The organism is Polynucleobacter sp. AP-Reno-20A-A9, from assembly GCF_018882085.1.
Taxonomy (GTDB): domain Bacteria; phylum Pseudomonadota; class Gammaproteobacteria; order Burkholderiales; family Burkholderiaceae; genus Polynucleobacter.
In genome coordinates this window covers 182,061-208,457 of sequence record NZ_JACVPB010000003.1, presented here as the reverse complement: position 1 = coordinate 208,457, position 26,397 = coordinate 182,061, and the positions used below count along the sequence as shown (strand labels likewise).

The window sequence follows — 26,397 nt, the reverse complement described above, 5'->3', positions numbered from 1 at the left end:
TCTTGTTTTGCGACTAGGGGTTTTGCATGCGACTCATTCAAAAAGCACTCACTTTTGACGATGTGCTCCTCGTACCGGCTTATTCATCGGTACTCCCTCGAGATGCCAGCTTGGCAAGTAAGTTAACTCGAGATATTTCACTCAATACACCATTGGTGTCCGCGGCTATGGATACCGTCACTGAAGGTCGTTTGGCAATCGCCATGGCTAGTGAAGGTGGTATTGGTATCGTTCATAAAAACTTAAAGCCTGCTGAGCAAGCGCGTGAAGTGGCCAAAGTAAAGCGGTATGAATCTGGTGTTCTGCGCGATCCGATCACGATTAGTCCAGATGTCACTTTGCGTCAGGTAATTCAGCTTTCTCGTGAACATGGTTTCTCAGGATTCCCAGTGCTCGTTGGTAAAGAAGTGGTCGGCATTATTACGAATCGCGATTTGCGTTTCGAAGAAGATTTAGATGCTCCAGTAAAAACGAAGATGACTCCTCGTGAGCGCCTGATTACTGTGAAAGAAGGTTGCTCATTAGAAGAAGCAAAACGTTTGATGAGTCAGCATCGTTTAGAGCGCGTACTGGTTGTCAATGACAAGTTCGAATTGCGTGGCCTGATTACTGTTAAAGACATCCTAAAGGCAACTGAACACCCTAATGCTTGTAAAGATAGCGAAGGTAAGTTACGTGTCGGCGCAGCAGTAGGCGTTGGTCCTGATAACGATGAGCGTATTGAGCTATTAGTGCGCGCTGGCGTCGATGTGATCGTTGTTGATACTGCTCATGGCCATAGCCAAGGCGTATTAGATCGCGTGAAATGGGTTAAGAAAAACTATCCTCACGTACAAGTGATTGGTGGAAACATTGCTACTGGCGATGCTGCTAAGGCATTGGCTGATCATGGTGCTGATGGTGTCAAGGTAGGTATCGGCCCAGGTTCAATCTGTACTACTCGTATTGTTGCAGGCGTCGGCGTTCCACAAATCACTGCGATTGTGAATGTAGCAACTGCACTTAAGGGTACCGGTATTCCATTGATTGCTGATGGTGGCATACGTTACTCCGGCGATGTTGCAAAAGCTTTGGCAGCTGGCGCTAGTTCAGTCATGATGGGCGGTATGTTTGCTGGAACCGAAGAGGCTCCAGGCGAAGTGTTCTTATATCAAGGACGTTCTTACAAGAGCTATCGCGGCATGGGTTCTTTGGGCGCGATGGCCGATGGTTCTGCTGATCGTTATTTCCAAAGCGACATTGTTGCGAATGCAGAAAAGTTAGTGCCAGAAGGTATTGAGGGTCAAGTCCCATACAAAGGTAGTGTGTTGGCAATCTTGCATCAGCTCACTGGTGGTATTCGTTCTTCTATGGGTTATCTCGGTTGCAAGACTATTGATGAGCTCCATGAAAAAGCCAACTTCGTAGAAATCACCTCAGCTGGCGTGCGTGAGTCGCACGTTCATGATGTGAAGATTACTAAAGAAGCGCCAAATTACCATATTGATTAAGACTTAAATTAGGGCTGTTCCTTTCGTGCACGACAAAATACTGATTCTCGACTTTGGTTCACAAGTAACTCAACTCATTGCTCGGCGTGTGCGTGATGGACGCGTGTATTCAGAAATACATCCCTACGATTGCGATCCAGAATTCATTCGCAAGTTCATTCAAGAGCGGGGCGGCAAAGGCATCATTCTTTCTGGTGGCCCAAGTTCAGTAACTGAAGACGGCAGCCCCCGCGCACCCCAAATTGTTTTTGAGCTTGGCGTTCCTGTTCTGGGTATTTGCTATGGCATGCAAACCATGGCTACCCAGTTGGGTGGTGCAGTTGCCTCTGCGGAGTCTTTAGGGAAGGCGCGTGAGTTTGGTTACTCTGAAGTGCGTGCTCATGGGCATACAAATTTACTCAAAGGCATTCAGGACTTCTCCACTAGCGAGGATCATGGCATTTTGAAGGTGTGGATGAGTCATGGCGACTCAGTCACCTCAATGCCTCCTGCATTTAAGTTGATGGCCTCTACTGAGTCTTGCCCAATTGCGGGCATGGCAGATGAAGAACGTCGCTTCTATGCATTCCAGTTCCATCCTGAAGTCACTCATACCATTCAAGGCACTGCAATCATTGAGCGCTTTGTGCACGAGATTTGCCGCTGCAAGCCTGATTGGGTAATGGGTGATTACATTGCAGAAGCGGTTGAGAATATTCGCAAACAAGTCGGCAATGAAGAAGTCATTCTAGGCTTGTCTGGCGGTGTTGACTCTAGTGTTGCCGCAGCCTTAATCCATCGCGCGATTGGCGATCAGCTCACCTGCGTATTTGTGGATCATGGCCTACTTCGCTTAAATGAAGGCGACATGGTAATGGAAATGTTCGCACGTAATTTAGGTGTGAAGGTCATCCGCGTTGATGCTAAAGAGAAATTCATGGGCGAGTTGGCTGGTGTAGCTGATCCAGAAGCCAAGCGCAAAATCATCGGTAAAGAATTCGTAGAAATTTTCCAGGCTGAGTCTGGGAAGATTCAGAATGCGATGTGGCTTGCACAGGGAACGATCTACCCAGACGTAATTGAGTCTGCAGGCAAGGGCAAGAAGGGCGCGCACACGATCAAGAGCCACCATAACGTTGGCGGTTTACCTGAAGACATGCATCTCAAATTGCTCGAGCCATTGCGCGAACTATTTAAAGATGAAGTCCGCGAGCTTGGAGTGGCCTTAGGTCTTCCTCGTGAGATGGTATATCGCCACCCATTCCCAGGCCCTGGTCTTGGAGTGCGCATCTTGGGTGAAGTCAAGGCAGAATTTGCTAGCTTGTTGCAGCGTGCTGATGCCATTTTCATTGAAGAGTTGCGCAATACAATTGATGAGGCAAGTCAAAAATCTTGGTATGACCTTACTAGTCAGGCGTTCGCTGTTTTCTTGCCCGTGAAGTCGGTTGGTGTAATGGGCGACGGCAGAACATATGAATATGTTGTTGCTCTCAGGGCAGTTCAAACCCAAGACTTTATGACTGCGCATTGGGCTCACTTGCCGCATGAATTACTCGGCAAGGTTTCTAATCGCATCATCAATGAAGTTCGCGGCATCAATCGAGTCGTGTACGATATCAGCGGAAAACCGCCCGCAACGATTGAGTGGGAATAAGGAGTAGGCGATCTAAGCCTACCCAACAGCCATGCTTGAGTTACGCGAAGTAGCGCTCGCTATCCTAGCAAGCGCTGATGCTCAAAGCAAGGTAAGTCAGTTACTCAGTTTGTTTGCCGAGTATCAAAATCAAAAAATTACGCTGGATATTGCTCGTAAGCTTGATGCTCAAGACGTCTCTCTGCCTGGTCGCCCATTAAAGCCTGAGTTGGTACTTCCTAAACTGGTTCCCAAAAGAAGAATGGATTCGCCTGAAGGTAGGGCGGGCTTATTACATTCACTTGCGCATATTGAATTTAATGCGATGAACCTTGCCTTAGACGCTATCTGGCGCTTCCCAGATATGCCCAAGGAATATTATGAGGATTGGCTGAAGGTCGCTAAAGAAGAGGCTTACCACTTCAGTTTGGTGAATGCGCATTTGCACGCACTTGGATTTTCTTATGGAGATTTCCCTGCGCACAATAGTTTGTGGGAGATGGTCGAGCGAACAATCGATTCTGTGATTGCCAGAATGGCATTGGTTCCCAGAACGATGGAGGCTCGAGGCTTAGACGCAGTTCCAGCGATTCGTGATCGCTTCAAGCAAATTAAAGAAACTAGGGCGGTCGAGATTCTGGAAATTATCCTCAATGATGAAATTGGCCATGTTCTGATTGGCAATCGTTGGTTTAATTTCTTGTGCGCTCAAGATAATATTTCTCCAATCACCGCTTATAGAGAGTTGGCTGCCAAATATCGTGCACCTGTTTTAAAGCCCCCATTCAATATGGAGGCCCGCAAGCAAGCTGGCTTTACAACTGAAGAGTTAACTCTTCTTGGTGCGTAGTAAATAAAGATGAAGGTATTAAGTCTCATTCCACCCATGACCCAGCTGAATACGCCGTATCCTTCTACGGCCTATCTCACGGGGTTCTTGAGATCGCGTGGTGTTGATGCTGTTCAAGAGGATCTCGCCTTGGCGTTGGTGCTGAGTTTTTTTACTCCAGAGGGTATGGTGGAGATTCGCACTCAAGCGCTCACTGTTCCCGAAGAGGGTCGCAGTGCCAGCGTCAATTTCTTTCTGGATTACTTTGATTCATATCAATCCACCATTGCTCCGACCATTAGTTTCTTACAGGGGCGCGATAGCACTTTAAGTCATCGCATCAATACCCGTGATTTTTTACCTGAGGGGCCACGCTTTGCCTCTCTTGATGCATTTGATGATGAAGAGGCAGGCGATTCTTTGTCTTGGGCCTTTGGTGCCCTGGGGTCGCAAGATAGAGCGCGTCATTTAGCCACTCTTTATCTCAATGATTTATCCGATGTATTACGTGATGCAGTTGATGATCGCTTTGAATTCGTGCGCTATGCAGAGTCTTTAGCAAGCAGTCAGCCTACATTTACGCCTTTGGCTGATGCTCTCCAGGCTAAGCCAACACTCATGGATCTGCATTTACAAGATTTAGCCGGCAAAGCGATTGAGCGCCACCAGCCGGAGATAGTGCTTCTATCGGTACCCTTCCCCGGGGCAATGTATGCGGCCTTGCGTATAGCCCAGGTGATTAAAAAATCACATTCCAAAATCAAGATTGCCTTAGGTGGAGGCTATGTCAATACAGAGCTTCGAGAGCTATCAGATGCTCGCATCTTTGATTATGTTGATTTCATTACGCTAGATTCTGGTGAGAGACCACTGCTTGCTTTGCTCGAGCACCTCGGCGGCAAACGCTCCACAGAAAGATTGGTGCGCACCTTTATTCGGAATTCCAAAAACCAAGTGCAATATCTGAATTGGCAAGAGCTAGATGTTCCTTTTGAAGAAGTTGGAACTGCCACTTGGGATGGGTTGCCGCTGGATTCTTATTTATCCCTTTTGGATATGCTCAACCCCATGCATCGCTTATGGAGCGACGGCCGCTGGAATAAGCTAACTGTTGCGCATGGATGTTATTGGAAAAAATGTAGCTTCTGTGACGTATCTCTTGATTACATCTCTCGCTATGAAACTGCGTCAGCCAGTTTATTGGTGGACCGCATTGAGCAAATTGTTCACGAGACTGGGCAGACAGGATTTCATTTTGTAGATGAAGCTGCGCCACCTAAGATATTAAAGGCGCTAGCTGAGGAGCTCATTCGCCGCAAGGTGCTGATCTCTTGGTGGGGCAATATTCGTTTTGAGAAAACCTTCACACCTGAATTGGCAGAGTTGCTGGCAAAAAGTGGATGTATTGCGATGTCTGGAGGCCTCGAAGTAGCCTCTGATCGCCTGCTCAATCTCATGAAAAAGGGTGTGTCGGTTGAGCAGGTTGCTCAAGTTACTAAAGGTTTCTCAGATGCCGGCATCTTGGTTCATGCTTATTTAATGTATGGCTTCCCTACACAAACCGTCCAGGAGACGGTGGATGCTTTGGAGTATGTAAGGCAGTTATTTGAGAATGGCTGTATACAAAGTGGCTTCTTCCATCGTTTTATTTGTACCGTGCATTCTCCTGTCGGCCTGAATCCTCAAGAGTACGGCATTGAACTCATTCCATTGCCGGAAATCACTTTCGCCAAGAATGATGTAGCCTTCATTGATCCTACTGGAGTTGATCATGACGCGCTCGGCCAGGGGCTAAAAAAGGCCATTTATAACTATATGCATGGCGTAGGCTTTGAGATCAAAGCACAGTCTTGGTTTGATGGTTTGGGTATTGCTGTACCAAAGACAACGATCCCTAAGAATTTCATACAAAATGCTTTATATCGCTAGCCCACCCGTATAAATCAGACTTACAATTATTTGCAAAGCTCCCAATTAACGCAGGAGAAATCAATGAATTTATCGCGTCGTACTTTTATTGCATCAGCCGCATTAGCCCCAGTAGCTTGCGGGGTTCCTCTTTCATATGAGCGCGGGACACCGGTTGCACAACCAAAGCCTCTCCCATTAGTGCGAGCCCCTCAAGTCGGCCAGGAGTGGTCTTATATCAAGCGCAATGTATTCGATGGGAAAAACTTAGGAATTATTACCGAGCGTCTTGCTAGCGTTGGCTCGACTATTGTGATTGAGCGTACAGATGAAAGCGGTGGCAAGCTGTCGAACGAAGTGCAGGGCCCATGGGGTGTAGTGCAGATTGATCCGCAGTGGTCGCGTACGATTAGCTTTACTCCAGCTATCCCTTTATGGCCATCAGAGTTGTCTTCCAGCTGGAATAAGCAGCTCAACACCAAATACAAAATAGCGGGCTATCCAGATTCGGCCTATGGCTGGCAGGAATTTATGAGTGCGCATGGCTGGGAGCAGATTACTGTGCCTGCCGGAACATTCTTAACCTTGCGTTATCAAAACCTCATCAACTATGAGAGCAATGATGACAATAAAGTAAATTGCATTCGCAAAGAAACCGTTTGGTTTGCGCCGAGCATTGGACGCTGGGTAGCACGAGAGTCCTCTGGTTCGTACATGATTCAAGGCCAGCTAGGTATGCCCAATTTAGAAGATAGTTTTCAATGGCAGCTGACTTCTTACAAGTAGGCTCTTTGCGTCGCTTTATCTTATTGATGCTGCCAGTCTTACTGGCCGCATGCATCTCTTCTCAACCCTACCCACGGGGCATCCTTGAATCTCAGCCCATACCAGCTCCAGTAGTCAGAGCGCCCAAGATAGGTCAAGAATGGGTTTATCAAGTTCGGAATGTATTTAATCAAGAGATCGTAGATACCGTCACCGAAAAAGTAGTTTCTGTTGGCAATGAAGTGCGCATTGCTCGCACGAGCATTAAGTCTGGACCCCTTCCAGATGAAGTTCAATCCCCCTGGGGTTATGTTGTACAAGACCCCCATTGGAAGCCAACTCAGAAATTCATAAAGCCTATCCCGATGTGGCCCCCAAAATTACAGGCTGGCTGGGATGGATTTTTTACGTCCCAATATCAAGTGCTCGGATACCCCGATGGAGCTTATTACTGGGGGCTTAGTATGACTGCATCGCAATGGGAGCGGATTAATACCCCCGCTGGGCAATTTTTAGTGTTGCGGATTCATAACGAAATGCCGAATTTTGTAAGTAATGACCTGTTTAGGGTTGGCAATCAACGGCAAGAGGACTTGTGGTTTGCGCCAGAAATCGGACGCTGGGTTATTCGACGCAGTTCAGGCCGCTATATCACTACTGGCGTGTATTGGGCTAATGCCTACTGGGAAGACTATCTGGAGTGGGAGTTAATCTCCTGGAAATAAGCAAAGCGCTTAAAATAGATGCATTGCTATGTATACCGTAAAAGAACTATTTCCCACGCTCCAAGGCGAAGGCACCCACACTGGTAGGGCGGCCGTATTTTGTCGTTTTGCTGGATGCAATCTTTGGAGCGGTCGTGAAGAGGATCGCGCAACAGCTATTTGCCAGTTTTGCGATACCGATTTTGTAGGTAGCGATGGTGCTGGCGGTGGCAAGTTTGAAACTGCCGCTTCACTTGCTGATGCCATCGAGGCTTCATGGCGAAGCACTTCGGCCGGTCCTCAGCAGCGTTATGTGGTTTTCACGGGCGGAGAGCCGCTCTTGCAATTAGACGAAGAGTTGATTGCAGCACTTCATCAAAAAGGTTTTGAAGTGGCAATTGAGACGAATGGCACCATCAAAGTTCCCAAAGGAGTGGATTGGGTTTGCGTAAGTCCTAAAGCTGGTTCTGACCTGATCGTTCTTCAAGCCGATGAATTAAAGCTAGTGATCCCGCAAAATGACCATCAGGCATTAGAAAAACTCATGGCCCGCTTTGAGGGGATGGATTATCGCAATCGTTTCTTGCAGCCCATGGATGGGCAAAACCTCAAAAGCAATACTGAGTTAGCAGTAAGCTTATGCCAAAAGCGTCCTTTGTGGAGGTTGAGTCTGCAATCTCATAAACTGATTGGGATTCGATAGTTGACTAAGCTCAAACAGGATTAAATAAGCACCTAATGACAAATAAACAACCTGCCATCTCCATTACCCGCCGCCTTGAGTTTGACTCCGGGCATCGTATTCCTAATCATGATGGCCAATGTCGCCATCTGCATGGACATCGTTATGCAATTGAAGTCACGCTGACTGGCCAGGTAGCCGATCATCCTGGTAAAGCAGATGATGGCATGGTGCTCGACTTTGGTGATATCAAGCGCTTAACAAACCAACACGTAGTCGATCTTTGGGATCATGCATTTTTAGTGGCCAAAGAGGATGAAGGTTTAGTCGCTTTTTTGTCGACCTTACCTGGTCACAAAACAGTCGTCATGGAACACGTTCCTACTGTCGAGAACTTAGCTAACGCTGCCTTTGCAATATTGAAACCCGTTTTCAGCAAAGCTTTTAGTGGCCGCTTAGAGCTCTCTTCCATTCGTCTTTATGAGACGCCCAATTGCTGGGCTGATGTGCATCCTGTCTAAATGACGCAAACAGAGCTTGATCAGCAATATATGTGCATGGCAATTGAGCAAGCTCAGTTGGCAGCGCAATCAGGCGAGGTTCCTGTAGGTGCGGTGCTAGTTCGGGATGGTCAGGTAATCTCGAGGGCATTTAATAAGCCGATTGCAAATCATGATCCGAGCGCCCATGCTGAAATGTTGGCCTTGCGACAAGCCGCTCTAGCCGAAGAAAATTACCGCATCCCTGGTAGCACCCTATATGTCACCCTTGAGCCCTGTGCAATGTGTTCTGGAGCCATGCTCCATGCTAGGATTGATCGAGTGGTGTATGGGGCGCCAGATCCTAAAACTGGTGCGGCTGGCAGCGTATTAGATTTATTCTCTTCAAAGCGGATTAATCACCAGACAAGTGTTGAGGGTGGCATCATGAGTGAAGAGTGCGGTCAATTGCTACGTGATTTTTTTAAGGGGCGACGTTGAAATCCATTCACATCATTGCTCCTTCCGGGGCAAGCTTAGATAGCAAAAGTCCATTGGCCGGTATTGATTGGTTAGGACGCCAAGGTATCGCCATCCATAATGCAGATTGCGTACATCGTGCCTATGAGCGCTTTGCTGGTAGTGATGACGAACGTCTTGCTGAGTTAAATCATTTAAGTAAATTAGAGTCTCAAACTGTAGTTATGGTTATGCGTGGGGGCTATGGGCTCCATCGCTTGCTACCAGGTATTGAGTGGGATGCAATTACAAAGGCCATTCAAAATGGTTTGCAAGTATGTGGTCACAGTGACTTCACCGTCTTTCAGTTGGGATTATTAGCGAAAACTGGTGCCATCACTTTGGCTGGTCCGATGCTGAACTACGACTTTGGAAGGTTGGGTGATAATGGTGCTCCGGTAGTGCCGGATGAATTTATGTGGAAGCATTTCCAGGAGGCTATTCAGAATCGCAAACTGGAATGTCAGGTATCAATTCCACAGTCCTTCCTTGGTAAAGCTATAGAAAATTCACCCACGGGCTTATTGTGGGGCGGTAACTTAACGGTTCTAGCTGGTTTGGTTGGTACGCCATACCTTCCAAGTACCAAGCAAACGCAAGGCGGCATCTTGTTTTTGGAAGATGTTAATGAGCATCCTTATCGGATTGAAAGAATGTTGATGCAACTGTTGGATGCGGGCATTCTTTCAGATCAAGCGGCTATATTGTTAGGCGGCTTTTCCGCTTATCGTCTTTATGATAACGATAAGGGGTATTCGCTCGAGCGTGCAATTGAAGCGATTCGCAAGCGTTTACCAGAAGCAATTCCAATCTTGACTGGGCTGCCATTCGGACATCAGGCTAATAAATTAACTTTGCCTATTGGCGCCAAAGCTAGTTTACATTTCAATTCAAATGGATTTGAACTTAAAGCGCAGTGGTAATGTTTATTGAAGTCCGTATGGATAGCTCTTTCTTTAAAAGTGTTTTATTTTTCATTGCACTTACCTTTACAGGAGCAGTCATGGCAACCGAAGAGCCAAAATATGCTGTTCTCGAAAAAGAGCCCCCTTTTGAAATTCGCTCTTATGCGCCAATGATTGTGGCTGAGGTGCAGGTTGAAGGTGATTTAGATGAGGCCTCGAGCCAAGGGTTTCGTTTGATTGCTGCATATATTTTTGGTCAGAATCAAGTGAGTGAAAAAATCGCAATGACTGCGCCTGTGACAATTGAAGATCAATCAGTAAAGAGCGAAAAGATTGCAATGACTGCACCTGTAGGAATTGAGTCAAATGCGGGCAAATGGACAGTGTCATTTGTGATGCCGGCTGAATATACGATGGAATCAATACCCAAGCCCATGAATTCAAAGGTGCAATTGCGCCAAATTCCCGCGGTAAAAAGGCAGTGATTAGCTTTAGTGGTTTTTATAACAATCAGAAAGTAGCTGAAAAAACATTGGAGCTAGAGCAGTGGCTCAAGACTCGCCATTTAATGGGTGCAGGTAACCCTAATTTTGCACGCTACAACCCGCCTTGGACTTTGCCCTTCATGCGTCGCAACGAGGTTTTGATTAACCTGCGTGACTAGTTTTTGGCCTCAAAGCTCTTCAGTAAGAACTGGCCGCCGCCATTAATTCCTAAAGCCTTGGTCAAAGTGGGTAGAGCCTGCGCTAGATGTTTTTCTAGAGTCCATGGTGGGTTGATAATAAACATTCCACTAGCTTGTAAACGGCGCTCACCTGGCGCATTTTCAACACGTAATTCTGCATGTAACCAAGAGCGTTTATGTGCTGTAGCAATTTTTTTCAGACGATCAGGCAGGGCTGCCGATTCTCTTCTAGGTAGTACTGGATACCAAATCGCATAGCAACCTGTGGCAAAGCGTTGCAGTGCCTCTTCCATGGCGACTTCAAGATAGCGATAGTCTTGCTTATCTTCGTAAGAAGGATCAATTAATACAAGGCCGCGACGACTGGGAGGGGGGAGTAGTCCTTTGAGTCTGGCAAAGCTATCCTCGGCATAAATATCAATCTGTCTAGACTGCTTTAGCTCGCCAATATTGTGGCGCAGAATATCAATCTCTTTAGGGTGTAGTTCAAATAGCTTGAGTCGATCTTGTGGTCGAAGCAGGCGGGCCAGAATAAAGGGGGAGCCGGGATAGGTGTTCAGTTGACCTTCAATATTCTCAGCATCAATGTACTTCAGATACTCTTGAATGCTCTCAGGGACTGGAGTATTTGCACGATGGCAAGTTTCCACATATTGCTTGAGGCGAAAGATTCCACCGTCAGCTTCTTTGCTCACTGTCGAAAAGCCATCTTGCAGGCTGTAGATGCCGGCGCCTGCATGAGTATCAACAAAGGTGATCGCTACAGGTTTTTCTTGAAGATACTGAACTAAATGAATTAAGGTGAGGTGCTTGAGGATGTCTGCGTGACTTCCCGCATGAAATGCATGTCGATAACTAAACATCTTGAATTATTCTGCCTTGCGAGGCGCTTGAGTAAATTGCGCCTTTACATAAAAGACTAGGGTGAAAGCCACAATGGCAATAGAGAGATACTGCATTGGCAGATTTAACTCCAGATCCATGATTTGAGTAAGGTGGGCGTACATTGCGATAACGCCGCCAAGCGCAATCAGATGCGACCAGATTTTTCTTGGCCCCAGCTGGGTTTCTGGAAATTGATTGGCCGCTAAAGCCCCGAGCATTCCGCACCAAATGCCAACACCCGCACCACCTAAAACATCAGTAAGCCAGTGAGCCCCTACAGCGCTACGTGAAAGACCTACTAAGGCTGCAAGTAGAAATAACGGCATGAATGGAGTACGTTTTTCTTTATCTGCGGAAAAATATAAAGCGCTTGCAATAGCAAATGCAGTCAGTGTGTGTCCAGAAGGAAAGGCTTTGTGAAGTAAGGCTTCACCAATGCGATAGAAGCTGCCATCGGTCAGCACGCCTGCAGGGCGCGGTAGATCGAAGAAACCTTTTAAAGCAGTGCTTGCTAATGCAGCAATCCCGCCGGCAAAAATTCCAGCAGTCAGCATCCTTGGTGCAAGCAACAGTAATGGAAAGGCAAATGCAAAGACCCCCCAACCATTCCCTAAAAAAGTAAGCCAAGCCCAAAACGTGTCCGGCAGTAATTGTGTAAAGCGGTTAATAAATAAAAAAGTACCGCTTTGAAATTCACCAAAATAAATTGCGCAAGCGAGCGCAAGAGGGGCTAATGGAATGAACCAAGCATAGGTAGAAATTACTTTTTTACTCATCCAGCTTAGCGAGCCTTTGCCGTATCAGCATCTTGTAATTGCTTGATGACTTTATCCAGGACTTGTGGAACGGTGATGGCCTGCATGCACACGTTGTCCTGACAAGGGGTTTTACGGTGATTGGCAGCGCTTACGCAGGGCGAGCAAGCTAGATTGGCGGTGATCGCAATAGAATTGCCAACAGAGCCGTATAGGGCTGGAGTCTCGGGTCCAAACAGAACAACTGTTCTTAATGGTGTCACCGCAGAGAAGTGACCGGGACCAGAGTCGTTAGTAACCATGACATCCGATAGCGTGTACAAAGGTGGAAGTTCAGCAAAGCTCACCTGTCCAGCAAAATTCAACGCATTTTTAACATTGGCAACGGCCCGAACTTTTTCAACATACACAAACTCAGCAGGTGAGCCGGTAATCAAGATGAGATCGTTTGGATATTGCTGATGGATTGCTTGAATGAGTTCAGAAAAACGTTGTTGAGCCCAACGGCGCTGCGGAAGCAGGTCACTTGCATTCGGATTGATCAGAATGAGGCGATCTTTTTCAGGTGTGTAATTGATACGTGCCTCTTTAGCCATTTTTTCAATACGCTCACGCACTTTTTCTAGGGCGCTTGGATTAATAATGGCTTGCTCTAGGCGTACTTCAGAGTCTGGAATCTCAATCTTACTAAATGGAACTTCAATTTGTTGGGCAAATGCCGCATGAATTAATGACAAGAAATTTTTAGTAATGTGAATGTGCGGGTTGTAATGCACCTTGCGAGTGAGCATGAAGCCACGCCACAATCCCTCGCCATGAAATATGTGATATCCCACGCGACGTCGCGCACCACACATACCAGTCAGCAGGGCGGTAAAGCGGGAGAACAGCTCTAAGTCAATGACGGTGTCAATGCGGTGCTTGCGAGCAAGTATCAGAAAGCGTAGCGTATCTTTGATTAATCCACCCAAGCTAGATGAATCAATGGTGAAGATATTTTCTGGTTTGACAGTGTTGAGCAATGTCAGGCTCGCGCGATTGCTTTTGAAGATCAAGAAAAATAACTCCGCCCCACGAGCTTTCGCATTGCGCATTGCAGGATCTACTAGAATGGCGCTTCCCATTTCTGAGAGCTCAATAAAGAGTAATTTTTTTGGAGTCTCTGGGCCGTGATTGAATATATTTTTTATGCGATCAATCAAGGCGATAAAAGGGCTAACGATTGCACAAAGAGGCACACCGACCCAATGATCAATCGCCCGCATAGTGTTGACACTAATAGTCATAGTTTGGCTCTAAAAAATTATTTACGTTTTAATAAAAAATAAGCGCCTGGCAGCACCGATAAAACAGTAATTGCTCCGTAGCTAATAGAGGCTAATACCGTTAGTGAGGGGTTCACACCCCATAAGGCCAGGACTGATGAAAGAGTGGCTTCACGCAAGCCCCATCCCGAAATGCTAATCGGCAACATAAGTAACAGGCTAAGCGCAGGCAAGCCAATCATTAAGCCTTCGATAGGCGCATCTACACCGTAAGCCTTAAGGCAAAAGAGTAGTGTCAAAATAGTGAGGAAGTGAATGCCAATTGCCAGGCACGCTTGGGCAATATTGTTAGGCCACGAAAACGCTAGCTGTATACCAGGCATGGCGTTATTCATATTGAAGCGCTCTAAGAGTTTTTCCAGAAGTTGCTTGCTAGGCTCCCAGGCAAGAATGAGGGCAATTGCTACACCGGCTAACAGCATTACTGCCATTACTGCATAGCCTAAGTCCTGACCCCATGCCGCAAGGGTGGCGCCACCCAATATCAAGCCAATTCCGCCTAGTAAATTGTTACCAGCTAAACCGAGGAGACGGTCGACAAGCACCATCGAAAAACTTAAACGTAATTTAGGAGTGGCGTGCTCAAGGTCTACTGAGTGATGAAGTTCACTGTCTAATTCTTTGGTTTCGGTGAGATTGCCGGCGCTAGTTAAATGCGTTGCAGTAATGGCGCGATAACTATCTCCACCCAACGTACTCGGCAGACCTTGGTTAATGAGGCCGCCTGCGAAGTAGAGGCCAATATAAGAGCGAATACGGCGAGGAAATCCTACTGTTTGCATAAACAATCCCCAGCGATATCCGCCGCAAATAAATGCAAACATCATGCTTGCTAGGGCCGCCAAGAACCATAGAGGCTGCATCTGAATATGAGTGTCAAATAGTGAGCGCCAATCAATCCCGCTCGTTGCTTTCCAAAGCAAAGCGACGGAGAGTAGAACGCGAATGGTAGGCCAAGCCTTCTTCAGAATGGATTTCCACCCCGATTGGATTTTGGGGTTGGGCTTGGCTGGTGAACTCATAAGCGTAAGGATAATGCCTCAGGCGCCTAAGGTCTTGAATTTGGGGGAATTACTCCGCGCGGCCAGGGCCTTGCCAATGACTGCAAAGGCTAAAGTCAAATTTAGATAAAACTCGGCCAAATCGGACGATTTCTAGGCTATCCAAGGGTTCGCAGGCCTGAAATCCTGATTTATTGCCCACGGGCAAAGGGAATGACATACCAGACCAGTTAATTAGGAGCACATTTGCGCCTGGGGCAAGGTCTCCAAACCAGAGATCAAACTGATCCTGTCTCTGGTCTAGAACAAAGACCGGAATGGGTGATGCATACCAAGCAGCCCGACTACCTAAAGTCCAATTTTGAACGGCGATACCATCAGCTTTAGTCGCTTTGCTGAGATCGGCTGCTTTTTGACCTGCCGCCTTCCAGCCGTATAAATCAGCAATCGGATTGGATTTGATAGAAGCTGAGTTAATACCGCCTGACAATACATATCCAAAGCCGATGCAACACAGAGCAATTTGGATAAAAAACAAAATGCGAATCCAATAACGATGTTGCGTAGCCCAAGCTTTTGCTAAACCAATTCCGGCAAATGGCGCGAGACAAAACCATGCAGGCGAAGTCCAGTGAGGAAGTCCACCTCCACCAGAGAGGCTGACAAAGATTGCGAATGGAATCAGAAAGAATCCGAAGAGCGCAAGCAATGATAGTTTTGTTGCGTGCATGCAATCTTTTAAAAACACAACAGATCCTAAAATAAAAAGAGGACCAAACACTAGTATTTGAATGCCGATATAAGCGCCCAGCCTGCGCCAGAGCCATTCTCCGCCACCGCCATGGGCAAGCTGATATTTAAATGAAATCCAATCATTAGCCCAATTCCAATACAGGACGGGAGTGATCAATACTAGAGCGCTTAGTGCAGCAATCCAAAAACCCACTTTTGTAATCCATGGTTTTCTTGGCGCGCTCAGCAATACCAATAACAATGCAAGCGCAGTAAAAGCAGCCGTGTATTTGCTTAAACCTGCTAGGCCTAATAAGACGCCAGTAATAATCCAATCGCCAATACTAAATTGGTTTTTGCTTAGCCAACGTAAAGCCATCCACATCAGGCCAAGGCTTAATGGCGCAAGCAAGGTATCTGGTAGTAAACCAATTGCCAGAATGTGCAGCATCGGTGCTGCGATAACAGTTAGGACCGCCATTAGCCCGCATAAGTTTGCTGATGGCAGTGCGCTCGTGAGATAGCCTGCGTTGCGCCCACGAATAAAGTGGTGCACTTCAACGGTTACTTCATAAACTAGGTAACTAGAGAGAATCCATAGCAACTCTGGAATGAAGCGAATGATGCCCTCCGAAGAGGTGAGCGCCACCAAGGGCCACTGTATCCAACCTACCAAAGGCGGATGATCAAAATAACTCCAGGCTAAATGTTGGGCATATAACGCATAGTGGGCCTCATCAACTGAAAACTCTATTGAAAAGCCTAAAGCTAGGTGCACTGCCGCGGCAATGAGGATGCAGATTGCAGCCCAGCTGGAAGGTGATTGTTGGCGCATACGATGATTTTAGACTCACAGAGATCATTCTTTGGGACAATTAGGGCATGCTTAAGCGAGCCTTCTCACTTTTAATCCTTGGCGCAGTCGTATTTTTGACTGGATGTGCAGGGCTGGGCGGCGATTCCGTACAAAACGAGGCAGGACAGGCATTTAATGTGGATCAATTGCCGGCCCAAGAGGACTTGCCTAAATTCTCTGCCGAGACTGCGCGCGCTGGTATGCCCAATGGTTGGAATTTTTATCGCATTGCACCCTTTAAAAAGAATACGGTTTATCGCCTAGAAAACTATCAGGGCAGAACAGTGTTGAGCGCTAATTCCAAAACATCTGCCTCCGGGTTGGCTGTCAAGTTACGCCCTCGTCAGGCAAATAATTTGTGGCTGCAGTGGGAATGGAAGGCAATCAATCCGATTGTTAATGCTGATAATGCTGATGCTTATGCGGACGATGCTCCGCTACGTATTTTGGTTGCATTTGATGGTAATAAGTCAAAGCTACCTTTAAAAGAAAAAATGACTTTTGAGATGGCTAATCTCATTAGCGGGCAAGAAATGCCATATGCCACACTGATGTATATCTGGTCTGGAAGGTCCCCTGTTGATGCCATCATTCCGAATGCACATACTTCCCGCATCAAAATGATTGTGGTGGATTCCGGTTGGGATAATTTGGATCAATGGCACAAACATCAGCGTGATTTAGCAGCTGACTTCAAGCGTGCCTATGGCGAGAGCCCTGGTCAAGTTATTGGTATCGCCTTACTCACTGACACTGACAATACCAAATCAGAAACGCGTGCGTATTACGGCGATATTGAACTCATCCGCAAGAATCAAAAATAAACAAAAGGTAAATCATCAGTAACGCTCTAGTAAGTAATGCCGGTTACTGATTAGTGTGCAGGGCGCCAACGCTTGAGTAGTAGTGCGTTACTGAGAACGCAGAAGCTTGATAGCGCCATTGCGCTACCAGCTAACATCGGTGATAGATACCCTAGTGCGGCCAGGGGAATGCCGGTAGCATTAAAGATAAAAGCCCAGAATAAGTTTTGCTGAATCTTTTTCCAAGTCCGCTTGGAGATATCAATAGCATTCGCCACCAGAGTAGGATCGCCTCGCATGAGGGTAATACCAGCGGCTTGCATGGCTACATCAGTTCCGGTGGACATTGCCATGCCAACATCTGCGGTTGCTAAAGCGGGCGCATCATTCACGCCATCCCCCACCATTGCAACAAATTGACGCACACCATCTTTTGATTGGAGTTGGCGAATGATTTCTGCTTTATCGCTTGGCATAATTTGCGCAAATACTTCTTGAATGCCAATGGTTTTGGCAACGCGATTGGCGGCGGCAATATTGTCACCAGAAAGCATCACTGCACGAATGCGTAAATCATGTAATGAGGAAATGGCCCCCTTGGCGCTGCTCTTTAACTCATCTCCAAAGGCGATGATGGCAATGGGTGATGAGGGATTTTCCTTATTCATTAGTACGGAGACTGTTTGGCCAGCATCAAAACAAGCTTGCGCCTTTGCAAGTATTGTGGGGTGTTGGGGGTTGTCTTCTAGCGATGCAATACTTTGTAGGCTTAGGCTAAGACCCAAGAAAGCTCCAGCGCTTGGTTTGCCACTGATGCCAATACCAGGAAGGGCTTTACTGTCAGTCGGGGTAATAGGGTTTAGACCCTGTTGTTTAGCGGCATCTAGCAGTGCTTTTGCAAGAGGGTGTTCGCTACCGAGTTGTAAGCCTGCAGCACTCGCGAGGATGTCATCGATTGCATATGAATCATCAAAAGTAATAATCTCCAGTAGTCTTGGCTTGCCAATGGTGAGCGTTCCCGTTTTATCGAAGGCCACCACATTTAAGCGGTGCGCCAACTCTAAAACCTGCGGATCTTTAATGAGGATTCCAAAGCGCGCTGCAACGCCAGTTCCCGCCATAATGGCTGCAGGTGTGGCAAGACCAAGCGCACATGGGCATGCAATGACGAGAACTGAGACCGCCCGCAATATGGCTACTGATGTGGAGTCTAAATAAAACCAATTCGCCAATCCGGTAATAAGCGCAATCACAATCACACTAGGAACAAAGATCGCGCTGACTTGATCGACTAATTTTTGTATGGGCGCCTTTTGGGTTTGCGCGTCTTCCACTAATGAAATAATTTTTGAGAGGACGCTCTCAACGCCCACCGCCTGGGCCTCAATGGCTAATAAGCCTTCGCCATTCAGTGAGCCGCCAATGACTTTTTCGCCAACATGTTTTTTGACGGGATTACTTTCCCCTGTGAGAAGAGACTCATCAACATGGCTGTTGCCAAGAAGAATGATTCCATCTACCGGTATACGTTCACCTGGTAATACTAAGACGCGATCTTTAGGGAATACTTGATCTAGCGGCAGGTCACGAAATTGATCTAATGCGAAGCCTTCGGTGATGACAATATTGCGATCGATGACTTTGGCATGCTCAGGCCATAGTTTTTGTAATGCGCGTATCGCTTCGCTAGTTTGTTGTTTGGCTCGGGCCTCTAACCATTTACCAAGCATGACCATGCAAATAATGACGGCTGATCCTTCAAAATAGAGCTCGTGACTTGCATGAGGTGACGCAATCATTTGATACGCACTCAATCCGTATGCTGCACTTGTACCAAGTGCCACTAACAAATCCATATTGCCAACACCTGACATCAGCGATTTGAAACCTGCTTTATAAAAACGCCAGCCCAAGAAGAATTGCACTGGAGTAGCAAGCAATAGCTGCCATGTCGGCGATAGTGACCAATGAATGCCAAAAGGCATGAGGAGCATGGGCAAAAAGAGTGGGGCTGAAAGACCAAAGCCTAGAATGACACGACCCAGACCATCGGCTCCCCAGAACAATTTAGAGGGGGCTAACTCTGGTATGCCGTGGGGCGCGCTGATTTTGGCTTCATAACCCGTTTTTTGTACCAAAGCGATGATTTCATTGATTTTGAGCCCAGAATCGGTATTTATGCGTATTTTGGCCTGTTCAGTAGCCAAATTCACACTAGCAGCTTCAACCCCTGGAATCTTGTCTAAGGCTTTTTCAACCCTACCAACGCAAGAGGCGCAGGTCATCCCGCCGATATCAAGAGTAAATAGCTCTGAATTAGTGTCTTTTTGGGGGTCCATATAGAAGATAATCTACTCTATACAAGCTATATTCAAATCAAAAAGGCCTATATGTTGAGTTTGAAAGTATCTGGAATGACCTGTGGAGGCTGTATTAATGCCGTAACTCGGGCGGTCCAAGCTGAGGACCCTCAGGCAAAAGTTCAGGCCGATCTGGCAAGTCAAATAGTGACACTCGAAACCACCTTATCTGCCGCGCAGGCGAGCCAGCTTATAACAGATGCTGGCTTTCCAGTTGTTCAATAGCAATTGTTTAGAATGTCGGCAAACCTAGCAAAACCCGTAGTTTTTGTTCCTAAAGGATCGTGATTTATGTTCTTCAGTAAGTTAATGCCTCACGATGGTAATTTCTTCGAGCTATTTAATGAGCACGCTAGCAATATCGTTTCCGCCTCCGAATCTTTTTTGAAGTTCGTTGAGCATTACAGCGATGAAACATTACGCGCTAAGTACACCCAAGAGGTTGATACAGCAGAGCATGCTTGTGATGATGTTGTTAAAGAAGTGCATCGTCGTTTGCATAAGACCTTCATCACGCCTATCGATCGTGACCAAATTTTTTCACTCATCAATACGATGGATGATGTAGCTGATTTGTTGCAAAACGGCACCGAAGCAATGCATTTGTATGACGTTAAGCAAATGACGCCAGAGATGTTGCAAATGGCAGAGCTTTGTAATCAGTGCTGCATCAGCATGAAGAATGCCGTTGCTACATTAAAAGATATCTCTGATCCAGAAGTAGCTAAAGCGGCGTTAAAGACTTGTGATGAAATTGATCACTTGGAGTCTGGGGCTGACCGCCTTCTATCTACTGCTATTACTAGATTGTTTCGTGAAGACATCGAAGTGCGTGAGCTCATTAAGTGCCAGCGTATCTATGAGCTACTCGAGGAAGTTACCGATAAATGTGAAGACGTTGCCAACTTGGTTGAAGGCATCGTTCTTGAAAACTCTTAAGGCGAATTAAGTTGCCAGCGACAGAAGTAGCTTTTTGGGTTGTAGCACTATTAGTGGTGCTTGCTCTTGCATTTGATTTCATGAATGGCTTTCATGATGCTGCTAACTCTATTGCGACTGTAGTTTCTACTGGTGTTTTAAAGCCACAGCAGGCGGTAGTTTTTGCTGCTTTCTTTAACTTTCTTGCCATCTTCATTTTTCACTTAAGCGTAGCTGCTACCGTCGGTAAAGGTATTGTTCATCCAGCTGCGGTTGATTTGCATGTGATCTTTGGTGCTTTGGTAGGAGCGATTATTTGGAATGTGGTTACTTGGTATTACGGCATCCCATCCAGTTCATCCCATGCTTTGATCGGTGGCTTAGTTGGAGCGGCATTACCAAAGGCTGGGGTAGATGGCTTGGTCTGGTCCGGAATCATCAAAACCGTTTCCTTTATTCTTATTTCTCCGTTGGTGGGTTTCTTGCTTGGCTCCTTAATGATGTTATTAGTAGCATGGGTTTGCAAAAACGCTAACCTAGCAAAAACAGATCGTTGGTTCCGCCGGCTGCAGTTAGTTTCTGCTAGCGCCTATAGTTTGGGTCATGGCGGCAATGATGCTCAGAAGACTATCGGTATTATTTGGCTCTTGCTCATCATTACGGGTTACGCGGAAGCTGGCGCAAAGATGCCTCCGACCTGGACCATTATTTGCTGCTATATCGCCATTGCGATGGGTACGATGTTCGGTGGTTGGCGGATTGTAAAAACCATGGGTCAAAAACTGACAAAACTCAAACCGGTGGGCGGTTTCTGCGCCGAGACTGGTGGCGCCATCACTTTGTTTGCGGCAACAGCCTTGGGCGTTCCCGTTTCGACTACCCACACAATCACTGGGGCTATTGTTGGTGTTGGCTCGACCCAAAGGGCTAGTGCAGTTCGTTGGGGGGTCGCCGGAAACATCGTCTGGGCCTGGATCTTCACCATCCCAGCCACTGCTTTGATGTCGATGGCAGTCTATTATCTGAGTCTGCTGATTTTCTAATGCGATAAATAGAAGGTGATCAAAGTCACTTTCAGCAAATATTGGCAGCTACGAGTAAGCTAGCGCTAATTAAGAAAATACTAAAAACCTAGAGGTCCATTCTAGGTTTATTCATATTAGGAGAATGTAGTGTCGGTTACACCAGAGTTGGTACAGGCAGCGCTAAAAAACTTAGTTGATCCCAATACGAAGATCGATTTTGTCTCAGCCAGAAATATTAAAAATCTTCGCGTAGAAGATGGCGATATTTCTTTAGATATCGTGCTGGGTTATCCCGCTAAAAGTCAGTTTGATTCGATTCGTAAATCGGTAATTAATGCTTTACGTGAATTGTCAGGCGTCAAAAATGTGAGCGTCAATATCTCAAGTCAAATCGTTGCGCATGCCGTTCAACGTGGCGTGAAATTATTGCCTGGCGTAAAAAATATTATTGCCGTGGCTAGCGGTAAGGGTGGAGTAGGGAAGTCCACAACGGCCGTGAATCTCGCTTTAGCTCTTGCTGCTGAAGGTGCGCAGGTCGGTATTTTGGATGCGGATATTTATGGCCCAAGCCAGCCAATGATGCTGGGCATTACTGGTAGACCAGACTCTATTGAAGAAAACACGATTGAGCCAATGGAGGCCTATGGTTTGCAGGCAAGCTCAATTGGTTTTCTGATTGATGATGACGCCCCCATGGTATGGCGCGGTCCTATGGTGACTTCAGCGCTTGAACAGTTGCTTCGTCAAACCCGTTGGCGTGATCTAGATTACTTGATTGTGGATATGCCGCCTGGTACGGGTGACATTCAGCTGACTTTGGCGCAAAAGGTTCCTGTCACAGGCTCAGTCATTGTTACTACACCTCAAGATATTGCTTTGCTAGATGCTCGTAAGGGCCTCAAGATGTTCGAGAAGGTGGGCGTACCCATCATCGGCATTATTGAGAACATGAGTACTTACGTTTGTACCAAATGCGGACATGAAGAGCATGTATTTGGTGCTGGCGGTGGTGAAAAAATGTGTAAAGAGTACGCAGTAGATTTCTTGGGCTCACTACCTCTAAATCTTTCGATTCGTGAGCAGGCTGATGCCGGGCGTCCAACTGTAGTGGCCGACCCAGACGGCGCAATTAGCGCAATCTATAAAGGTATTGCTAGACAGGTCGCCATCCGTGTTGCTACTTTATCCAAGGATATGAGCAGTAAATTTCCGAACATTGTGGTTCAAAACACCTGAGGCTCTGAACATTTATGCGCTTTGCAGTGCTAATGCGTAAACAGAATATTGATAACCCATGGGTCTCTTACCGCTGGGTGCCTCAGGAGGTATTGCCTGATTTTGGGCAATTCAACAGCCAACAAACTAAATCCATTGTGGGTCAGTTTCTGGGGCGAGATGAGGATGGTGAATCTTGGATGTTTACCGGCTATGAGCTTGATCTTTTTCTGGATGAGGCTGAGGGATACTATCTCAATGTTTCAGCTGCAATCCCAAGTTGGTTTGTGATGTGGCGTCTAGAGGAAGATGTTGAGCGTTACATCGACGAACAATCTATTGCCTTGGCTAAAGCCGAGCCATCTTTTGCAATTCCACACCGTATTTGTGTCAGCTATAACGAGGCTGCACGCTTGCTTGATGGTGGTGAGTCAGTTGATACGGTTCCCATGATTGACGAGCATGCTGCTTGGTTGCAGGAGTATGTCAATGACAACTACCGGCCCGAACCCAAAAAACGCCATAAGCCCGCTTCATTCAAGGGCGCAGAACGCCCTATGGAGGAATGATGGCCGATGGATTTCTGGGGCGCTGGTCTAAGCGTAAAGCTGGCAAAGAGGATGTCTCACCAGAAAAAAAAGTAGAGATTCCTAAAGAAGTTTCTCAGACTCCAATAGTTGAGGGCGCCCAAGAGCCTGCACCTCCACCTGCTACCTTAGAAGATGTAGCTAAGATCGATCGTTTTGATCCAGACTTTTCTGCCTTTATGAAGCCGGATGTAGATCCCTCAGTTCAGCAGGCCGCTTTAAAGAAAATGTTTACCGATCCTCACTTCAACATCATGGATGGATTGGATATCTATATTGATGATTACAGTAAGCCAGACCCATTGCCGCCTGGAATGCTCGAGAGAATGGTTCAGAGCGATATGCTCAATTTATTCAGTAAGTCGAGCGAAGAGAATGTTCAGAAATCTCAGCAAAGCGCAAGCCAAGCCTCCGATTCTCAGCTTGAGGGGAACACATTGGCAACCCAGCAGCAAAGTGATTTAACATCCACACAAGAAATACCAGCTCCATTGGATGAAGTGCCGAATAATGTTCTCAATGAGTCATCAATTCAGCCCGAACAGAAAAAAACCTAAGAAGATAGCGCATGAGTCAAAAATTAGTCTGTAATTGCAATGGCACCATGCCTTTGGATGCAAAAGCTATCGGGGTTCCGATTCACACATCCTTGTGTAGACAAGAGGTCGGCTCTTTTTTAAAGGCACTAGACGGTTCTGATTCCCTGGTGATAGCGTGTACGCAAGAAGGGGCACTTTTTAGTGAGCTAGCGGACCAATCTGAAAAGCCGTTAGTTGCGCCACTACGTTTTGTCAATATTCGTGAAGTAGCTGGCTGGACTCAAGAAGCCAAAACATCCGGACCTAAAATTGCCGCTTTATTGGCTTTAGCTGATATGCCGGAGGCTGAACCTGTTCCTGTTGTGAATTACGAAAGTCAGGGTAGGTTGTTAATTATCGGCGCTGGCTCCCAAGCTATTCCTTGGGTCGAAAAATTAAGCCCATCTTTAGATGTTTCTGTCTTATGTACGCAGCCTGGTGACTTGCCGCTTAGTCGCAGTTATCCAATCTTTACTGGTGCGGTCAATAAGTTGGATGGTTATCTAGGAAACTTTTCTGTAAATTGGGAGCTGCAAAATCCGATTGACCCAGAGATGTGTACTCGCTGTGGGGCCTGTGTTGAGGTTTGCCCTGAGGGCGCCATTGATCTCTCCTTTCAGATTGATTTAGGTAAATGTAAATCTCATCGCGATTGCGTTACTGCATGTGCCAGCATTGGTGCCATTTCTTTTGACCGAAAAGAGCGCGAGCGTAGTTCTGAGTTCGATTTAATTTTGGACCTGCGTGTAGACCCCAAAATGCGCATGAGTCAAACCCCGCAGGGATACTTTGCCCCTGGTGTTGATCCCCTAGAGCAGGCGCTGGCAGTCAATCAAATCTCGGAGATGGTGGGGGAGTTTGAGAAGCCTAAATATTTTTCCTATAACGAAAAAATTTGTGCGCATGGTCGTAATGGCAAAGTAGGCTGCAATGCCTGTATTGATGTTTGCTCAACTGGCGCTATTGGCTCGATCTTTAAAAATGGCCAAGGATCTGTAGAGGTCAATCCAAATCTTTGCATGGGTTGTGGTGCCTGTGCTACCACTTGCCCATCCGGCGCAATGCGTTACAACTACCCAAGCGTTGCCCATCAGGGCAAGGAGCTGAAAACGGTAGCGAGCGTCTTTACTGCCGAAGCTAAAAAGTTGAATCAAGCGATGGCTCCCAGCTTGCTATTGCATACCTTAAAAGCCGGTACGCAAATGATTGATGGCTTGGGCAGGTCTGCGCATGTCATGCCAAAACAATTTGAAGGTCTTCCATCATTTGTTATTCCTTATGGTATTGAGCATATCGCCTCTACTGGTTTGGACTTATGGTTAGGTGCACTGACATATGGTTTTGCTGAAGTCACTTTGTTATTGAGCGGAGACGAGGATCCTGCGTATCGTGCAGCGCTGGAAGAGCAAGCGGATTTAGCAAATAGCATTCTCAAAGCGTATGGCTTTGATGAGCGCGTTCACTTGATCTTAGCGAGTTCTGTTCAGGATCTATCGACGGTATCTAAAGCAATGGGAGCTTTACGTCAGCGAGGATCACTTGGCCCTATCTGCACTCCTGCAAGTATTGGTTTATCAAATCAGAAGCGCGAAACGCTAGAGGCAGCGCTAGAGCATTTACAAAAACAAGCTAAGACGCCATTACCTGAGGCGGGAGTCATACTTCCAAAGTCTTCCTTGTTGGGTGGTCTGACCATTAACAAAGATTCTTGCACCTTGTGTATGTCTTGTGTCAGCGGCTGTCCTGAAGGTGCTCTTTTAGATAATCCCGATGAACCCATTCTTTCTTTTATTGAAAAGCAGTGCGTTCAGTGCGGTATCTGTGTGCAAACCTGTCCCGAGAAGGCATTAACTCTTGCGCCTCGTTTGCAAACAGTTGAGCAGCGCAAGCAGCGGACCACCCTGAATGAAACCCAGGCTTTCCATTGCATTAGTTGTGGCAAGCCTTTCGGAACACTCAAGATGGTTGATCTCATGCTTACCAAGCTGGGCGCTCATGGTGCATTTGCTGGCGCTGCAATGGATCGATTGAAGATGTGTAGTGATTGTCGAGTGGTAGATATGGTGAAAAAAGAAACATGAGCGAAATTACTAAAGAAGCAGCAAAAGAGAATTTATCTGCCGAAGTGGGGGATGTTGGCCTGCCAGAAGATCTGGCTAGAGCAGATTTGTATGGCTTGATCGCCCGTTTTTTTCAGATGCCGCCTGATCAAGAGCTTTTAGATCAAATTGCCGCTACTGCCGATCAACAAGACGCGGCAGACGAAGCGCCCTTGGCTAAGGTTTGGATGGATGTAGTGGAGGTTGCTAAAAATAATCCTGCCAAGGCTTGGCATGAAGAGTTTGATTTGAATTTCATCAGTGTTGGTAAGCCTAATGTCGTTTTGAATGGCTCCTTTTATATGGCCGGCCATTTGAACGAAAAGCCCTTGGTGAATATACGCAAGGCTTTGGAGGGTTTTGGGCTTGAGGCCGCGGAAGAAATGACTGAAACCGAAGACCATATCTCAGCACTGAGTGAGGTCATGCGCTACCTTATTGCGGGGGATGACGTGGAGATCTCAAACCTTACAAATCAAAGGGTTTTTTTCAATGAGCATATCCGCCCTTGGTATGACGAATTTTGCGATGCAATAGAGGGTATTCCGGAGATGCATCTGTATCACCCAATCGCCGCGCTAACCCGAGAATTCCTGGCAATTGAAGGACAGGGTTTCGACATGATTTGATGTTGCATCGCAATATAAATATTGTCTTAATAACGAATAGTTACACCAATA

25 protein-coding genes and 1 pseudogene are annotated in these 26,397 nt (G+C 46.7%); 20 read left to right on the top strand and 6 right to left on the bottom strand.

Going from position 1 to position 26,397, the window contains the following annotated elements:
* The first annotated feature begins 26 nt into the window (after nt 1-26).
* The 11 genes and pseudogenes from guaB to ICN39_RS04290 all read left to right on the top strand — a co-directional run bounded on the left by guaB (nt 27) and on the right by ICN39_RS04290 (nt 10,557).
* The gene (guaB, locus tag ICN39_RS04340; protein WP_216232859.1) at nt 27-1,490 is read left to right on the top strand and encodes an IMP dehydrogenase; all 1,464 of its coding nucleotides are present in this window, start codon (nt 27-29) and stop codon (nt 1,488-1,490) included.
* A gap of 25 nt (nt 1,491-1,515) precedes the next feature.
* On the top strand, nt 1,516-3,123 hold the full coding sequence (gene guaA / locus ICN39_RS04335; RefSeq protein WP_216232858.1) for a glutamine-hydrolyzing GMP synthase: 1,608 nt from the start codon (nt 1,516-1,518) through the stop codon (nt 3,121-3,123).
* Between the two features lie 31 nt (nt 3,124-3,154).
* Complete coding sequence (locus tag ICN39_RS04330; protein WP_216232857.1) at nt 3,155-3,952, top strand: ferritin-like domain-containing protein; 798 nt, start codon at nt 3,155-3,157, stop codon at nt 3,950-3,952.
* 36 nt (nt 3,953-3,988) lie between these two features.
* On the top strand, nt 3,989-5,860 hold the full coding sequence (locus ICN39_RS04325; RefSeq protein WP_216232856.1) for a radical SAM protein: 1,872 nt from the start codon (nt 3,989-3,991) through the stop codon (nt 5,858-5,860).
* Between the two features lie 63 nt (nt 5,861-5,923).
* Nucleotides 5,924-6,625: a hypothetical protein gene (locus ICN39_RS04320; protein WP_216232855.1), complete on the top strand. Its 702-nt coding sequence runs from the start codon at nt 5,924-5,926 to the stop codon at nt 6,623-6,625.
* Nucleotides 6,601-7,329, top strand: coding sequence for a hypothetical protein (locus tag ICN39_RS04315; protein ID WP_216232854.1), 729 nt, complete (start codon nt 6,601-6,603; stop codon nt 7,327-7,329). Before ICN39_RS04320 ends, ICN39_RS04315 begins: the two co-directional genes overlap by 25 nt.
* Nucleotides 7,330-7,357: 28 nt before the next feature.
* Nucleotides 7,358-8,011 carry a 7-carboxy-7-deazaguanine synthase gene (queE, locus tag ICN39_RS04310; protein WP_216232853.1) on the top strand — a complete coding sequence of 218 codons (654 nt, stop codon included), beginning with the start codon at nt 7,358-7,360 and terminating at the stop codon, nt 8,009-8,011.
* A 35-nt stretch (nt 8,012-8,046) separates the two neighbouring features.
* Entirely contained in the window at nt 8,047-8,511 is a 465-nt protein-coding gene (gene queD, locus ICN39_RS04305; protein WP_216232852.1) for a 6-carboxytetrahydropterin synthase QueD, read from the top strand.
* Nucleotides 8,512-8,970 (top strand): tRNA adenosine(34) deaminase TadA, encoded by a 459-nt coding sequence (gene tadA, locus ICN39_RS04300; RefSeq protein WP_216232851.1) that lies wholly within the window; start codon nt 8,512-8,514, stop codon nt 8,968-8,970. It abuts the gene before it with no gap.
* Entirely contained in the window at nt 8,967-9,911 is a 945-nt protein-coding gene (locus ICN39_RS04295; RefSeq protein WP_216232850.1) for an LD-carboxypeptidase, read from the top strand. The genes tadA and ICN39_RS04295 overlap by 4 nt, the downstream gene beginning before the upstream one ends.
* Nucleotides 9,911-10,557 (top strand): annotated as a pseudogene (locus ICN39_RS04290) (heme-binding protein). Before ICN39_RS04295 ends, ICN39_RS04290 begins: the two are co-directional and overlap by 1 nt.
* Here ICN39_RS04290 and ICN39_RS04280 read toward each other — a convergent pair.
* From ICN39_RS04280 to ICN39_RS04260, 5 genes are read right to left on the bottom strand one after another with little or no spacing between them, the layout of a single operon-like run.
* Complete coding sequence (locus ICN39_RS04280) at nt 10,554-11,441, bottom strand: 23S rRNA (adenine(2030)-N(6))-methyltransferase RlmJ (RefSeq protein WP_216232847.1); 888 nt, start codon at nt 11,439-11,441, stop codon at nt 10,554-10,556. The pseudogene ICN39_RS04290 and the gene ICN39_RS04280 sit on opposite strands and share 4 nt — an antisense overlap.
* Nucleotides 11,442-11,447: 6 nt before the next feature.
* Nucleotides 11,448-12,239 carry a phosphatase PAP2 family protein gene (locus ICN39_RS04275; protein ID WP_216232846.1) on the bottom strand — a complete coding sequence of 264 codons (792 nt, stop codon included), beginning with the start codon at nt 12,237-12,239 and terminating at the stop codon, nt 11,448-11,450.
* A 5-nt stretch (nt 12,240-12,244) separates the two neighbouring features.
* A complete protein-coding gene (locus ICN39_RS04270; protein WP_216232845.1) occupies nt 12,245-13,504 on the bottom strand; it encodes a glycosyltransferase family 9 protein in 1,260 nt (419 codons plus the stop codon).
* A 17-nt stretch (nt 13,505-13,521) separates the two neighbouring features.
* On the bottom strand, nt 13,522-14,565 hold the full coding sequence (locus ICN39_RS04265; protein WP_216232844.1) for a lysylphosphatidylglycerol synthase transmembrane domain-containing protein: 1,044 nt from the start codon (nt 14,563-14,565) through the stop codon (nt 13,522-13,524).
* A 49-nt stretch (nt 14,566-14,614) separates the two neighbouring features.
* Nucleotides 14,615-16,111, bottom strand: coding sequence for a glycosyltransferase family 39 protein (locus ICN39_RS04260; protein WP_216232843.1), 1,497 nt, complete (start codon nt 16,109-16,111; stop codon nt 14,615-14,617).
* 47 nt (nt 16,112-16,158) lie between these two features.
* Between ICN39_RS04260 and ICN39_RS04255 the strand changes: the two genes are divergently transcribed.
* The gene (locus ICN39_RS04255) at nt 16,159-16,956 is read left to right on the top strand and encodes a DUF3047 domain-containing protein (RefSeq protein ID WP_216232842.1); all 798 of its coding nucleotides are present in this window, start codon (nt 16,159-16,161) and stop codon (nt 16,954-16,956) included.
* Nucleotides 16,957-17,006: 50 nt separating this feature from the next.
* Here the strand turns inward: ICN39_RS04255 and ICN39_RS04250 are convergent, their stop codons facing one another.
* A complete protein-coding gene (locus ICN39_RS04250) occupies nt 17,007-19,274 on the bottom strand; it encodes a cation-translocating P-type ATPase (protein WP_216232841.1) in 2,268 nt (755 codons plus the stop codon).
* A 51-nt stretch (nt 19,275-19,325) separates the two neighbouring features.
* Here ICN39_RS04250 and ICN39_RS04245 point away from each other — a divergent pair, with 51 nt between their 5' ends.
* From ICN39_RS04245 to ICN39_RS04210, 8 genes are all read left to right on the top strand, one after another.
* Complete coding sequence (locus tag ICN39_RS04245) at nt 19,326-19,520, top strand: heavy-metal-associated domain-containing protein (RefSeq protein ID WP_216232840.1); 195 nt, start codon at nt 19,326-19,328, stop codon at nt 19,518-19,520.
* A 66-nt stretch (nt 19,521-19,586) separates the two neighbouring features.
* Nucleotides 19,587-20,234, top strand: coding sequence for a DUF47 domain-containing protein (locus ICN39_RS04240; RefSeq protein WP_216232839.1), 648 nt, complete (start codon nt 19,587-19,589; stop codon nt 20,232-20,234).
* 80 nt (nt 20,235-20,314) lie between these two features.
* The gene (locus tag ICN39_RS04235; protein ID WP_370623687.1) at nt 20,315-21,256 is read left to right on the top strand and encodes an anion permease; all 942 of its coding nucleotides are present in this window, start codon (nt 20,315-20,317) and stop codon (nt 21,254-21,256) included.
* 129 nt (nt 21,257-21,385) lie between these two features.
* The gene (gene apbC, locus ICN39_RS04230) at nt 21,386-22,474 is read left to right on the top strand and encodes an iron-sulfur cluster carrier protein ApbC (protein WP_216232837.1); all 1,089 of its coding nucleotides are present in this window, start codon (nt 21,386-21,388) and stop codon (nt 22,472-22,474) included.
* 32 nt (nt 22,475-22,506) lie between these two features.
* Nucleotides 22,507-23,022, top strand: coding sequence for a DUF3305 domain-containing protein (locus ICN39_RS04225; RefSeq protein ID WP_370623674.1), 516 nt, complete (start codon nt 22,507-22,509; stop codon nt 23,020-23,022).
* A complete protein-coding gene (locus ICN39_RS04220) occupies nt 23,022-23,597 on the top strand; it encodes a DUF3306 domain-containing protein (RefSeq protein WP_255532284.1) in 576 nt (191 codons plus the stop codon). The genes ICN39_RS04225 and ICN39_RS04220 overlap by 1 nt, the downstream gene beginning before the upstream one ends.
* A gap of 11 nt (nt 23,598-23,608) precedes the next feature.
* Nucleotides 23,609-25,699 carry a 4Fe-4S binding protein gene (locus tag ICN39_RS04215; protein WP_216232834.1) on the top strand — a complete coding sequence of 697 codons (2,091 nt, stop codon included), beginning with the start codon at nt 23,609-23,611 and terminating at the stop codon, nt 25,697-25,699.
* A complete protein-coding gene (locus tag ICN39_RS04210; RefSeq protein ID WP_216232833.1) occupies nt 25,696-26,346 on the top strand; it encodes a molecular chaperone in 651 nt (216 codons plus the stop codon). The genes ICN39_RS04215 and ICN39_RS04210 overlap by 4 nt, the downstream gene beginning before the upstream one ends.
* Nucleotides 26,347-26,397: the final 51 nt, after the last annotated feature.

What these genes read in the sequence shown, in the direction of transcription:
- guaB (WP_216232859.1), top strand. Translation starts at nt 27, where the DNA reads ATGCGACTCATTCAAAAAGCACTCACTTTTGACGATGTGCTCCTCGTA.
- ICN39_RS04330 (WP_216232857.1), top strand. Translation starts at nt 3,155, where the DNA reads ATGCTTGAGTTACGCGAAGTAGCGCTCGCTATCCTAGCAAGCGCTGAT.
- ICN39_RS04325 (WP_216232856.1), top strand. Translation starts at nt 3,989, where the DNA reads ATGACCCAGCTGAATACGCCGTATCCTTCTACGGCCTATCTCACGGGG.
- ICN39_RS04320 (WP_216232855.1), top strand. Translation starts at nt 5,924, where the DNA reads ATGAATTTATCGCGTCGTACTTTTATTGCATCAGCCGCATTAGCCCCA.
- ICN39_RS04315 (WP_216232854.1), top strand. Translation starts at nt 6,601, where the DNA reads ATGGCAGCTGACTTCTTACAAGTAGGCTCTTTGCGTCGCTTTATCTTA.
- queE (WP_216232853.1), top strand. Translation starts at nt 7,358, where the DNA reads ATGTATACCGTAAAAGAACTATTTCCCACGCTCCAAGGCGAAGGCACC.
- queD (WP_216232852.1), top strand. Translation starts at nt 8,047, where the DNA reads ATGACAAATAAACAACCTGCCATCTCCATTACCCGCCGCCTTGAGTTT.
- tadA (WP_216232851.1), top strand. Translation starts at nt 8,512, where the DNA reads ATGACGCAAACAGAGCTTGATCAGCAATATATGTGCATGGCAATTGAG.
- ICN39_RS04280 (WP_216232847.1), bottom strand. Translation starts at nt 11,441, where the DNA reads ATGTTTAGTTATCGACATGCATTTCATGCGGGAAGTCACGCAGACATC.
- ICN39_RS04275 (WP_216232846.1), bottom strand. Translation starts at nt 12,239, where the DNA reads ATGAGTAAAAAAGTAATTTCTACCTATGCTTGGTTCATTCCATTAGCC.
- ICN39_RS04270 (WP_216232845.1), bottom strand. Translation starts at nt 13,504, where the DNA reads ATGACTATTAGTGTCAACACTATGCGGGCGATTGATCATTGGGTCGGT.
- ICN39_RS04265 (WP_216232844.1), bottom strand. Translation starts at nt 14,565, where the DNA reads ATGAGTTCACCAGCCAAGCCCAACCCCAAAATCCAATCGGGGTGGAAA.
- ICN39_RS04260 (WP_216232843.1), bottom strand. Translation starts at nt 16,111, where the DNA reads ATGCGCCAACAATCACCTTCCAGCTGGGCTGCAATCTGCATCCTCATT.
- ICN39_RS04255 (WP_216232842.1), top strand. Translation starts at nt 16,159, where the DNA reads ATGCTTAAGCGAGCCTTCTCACTTTTAATCCTTGGCGCAGTCGTATTT.
- ICN39_RS04250 (WP_216232841.1), bottom strand. Translation starts at nt 19,274, where the DNA reads ATGGACCCCCAAAAAGACACTAATTCAGAGCTATTTACTCTTGATATC.
- ICN39_RS04245 (WP_216232840.1), top strand. Translation starts at nt 19,326, where the DNA reads ATGTTGAGTTTGAAAGTATCTGGAATGACCTGTGGAGGCTGTATTAAT.
- ICN39_RS04240 (WP_216232839.1), top strand. Translation starts at nt 19,587, where the DNA reads ATGTTCTTCAGTAAGTTAATGCCTCACGATGGTAATTTCTTCGAGCTA.
- ICN39_RS04235 (WP_370623687.1), top strand. Translation starts at nt 20,315, where the DNA reads ATGAATGGCTTTCATGATGCTGCTAACTCTATTGCGACTGTAGTTTCT.
- ICN39_RS04225 (WP_370623674.1), top strand. Translation starts at nt 22,507, where the DNA reads ATGCGTAAACAGAATATTGATAACCCATGGGTCTCTTACCGCTGGGTG.
- ICN39_RS04220 (WP_255532284.1), top strand. Translation starts at nt 23,022, where the DNA reads ATGGCCGATGGATTTCTGGGGCGCTGGTCTAAGCGTAAAGCTGGCAAA.
- ICN39_RS04215 (WP_216232834.1), top strand. Translation starts at nt 23,609, where the DNA reads ATGAGTCAAAAATTAGTCTGTAATTGCAATGGCACCATGCCTTTGGAT.
- ICN39_RS04210 (WP_216232833.1), top strand. Translation starts at nt 25,696, where the DNA reads ATGAGCGAAATTACTAAAGAAGCAGCAAAAGAGAATTTATCTGCCGAA.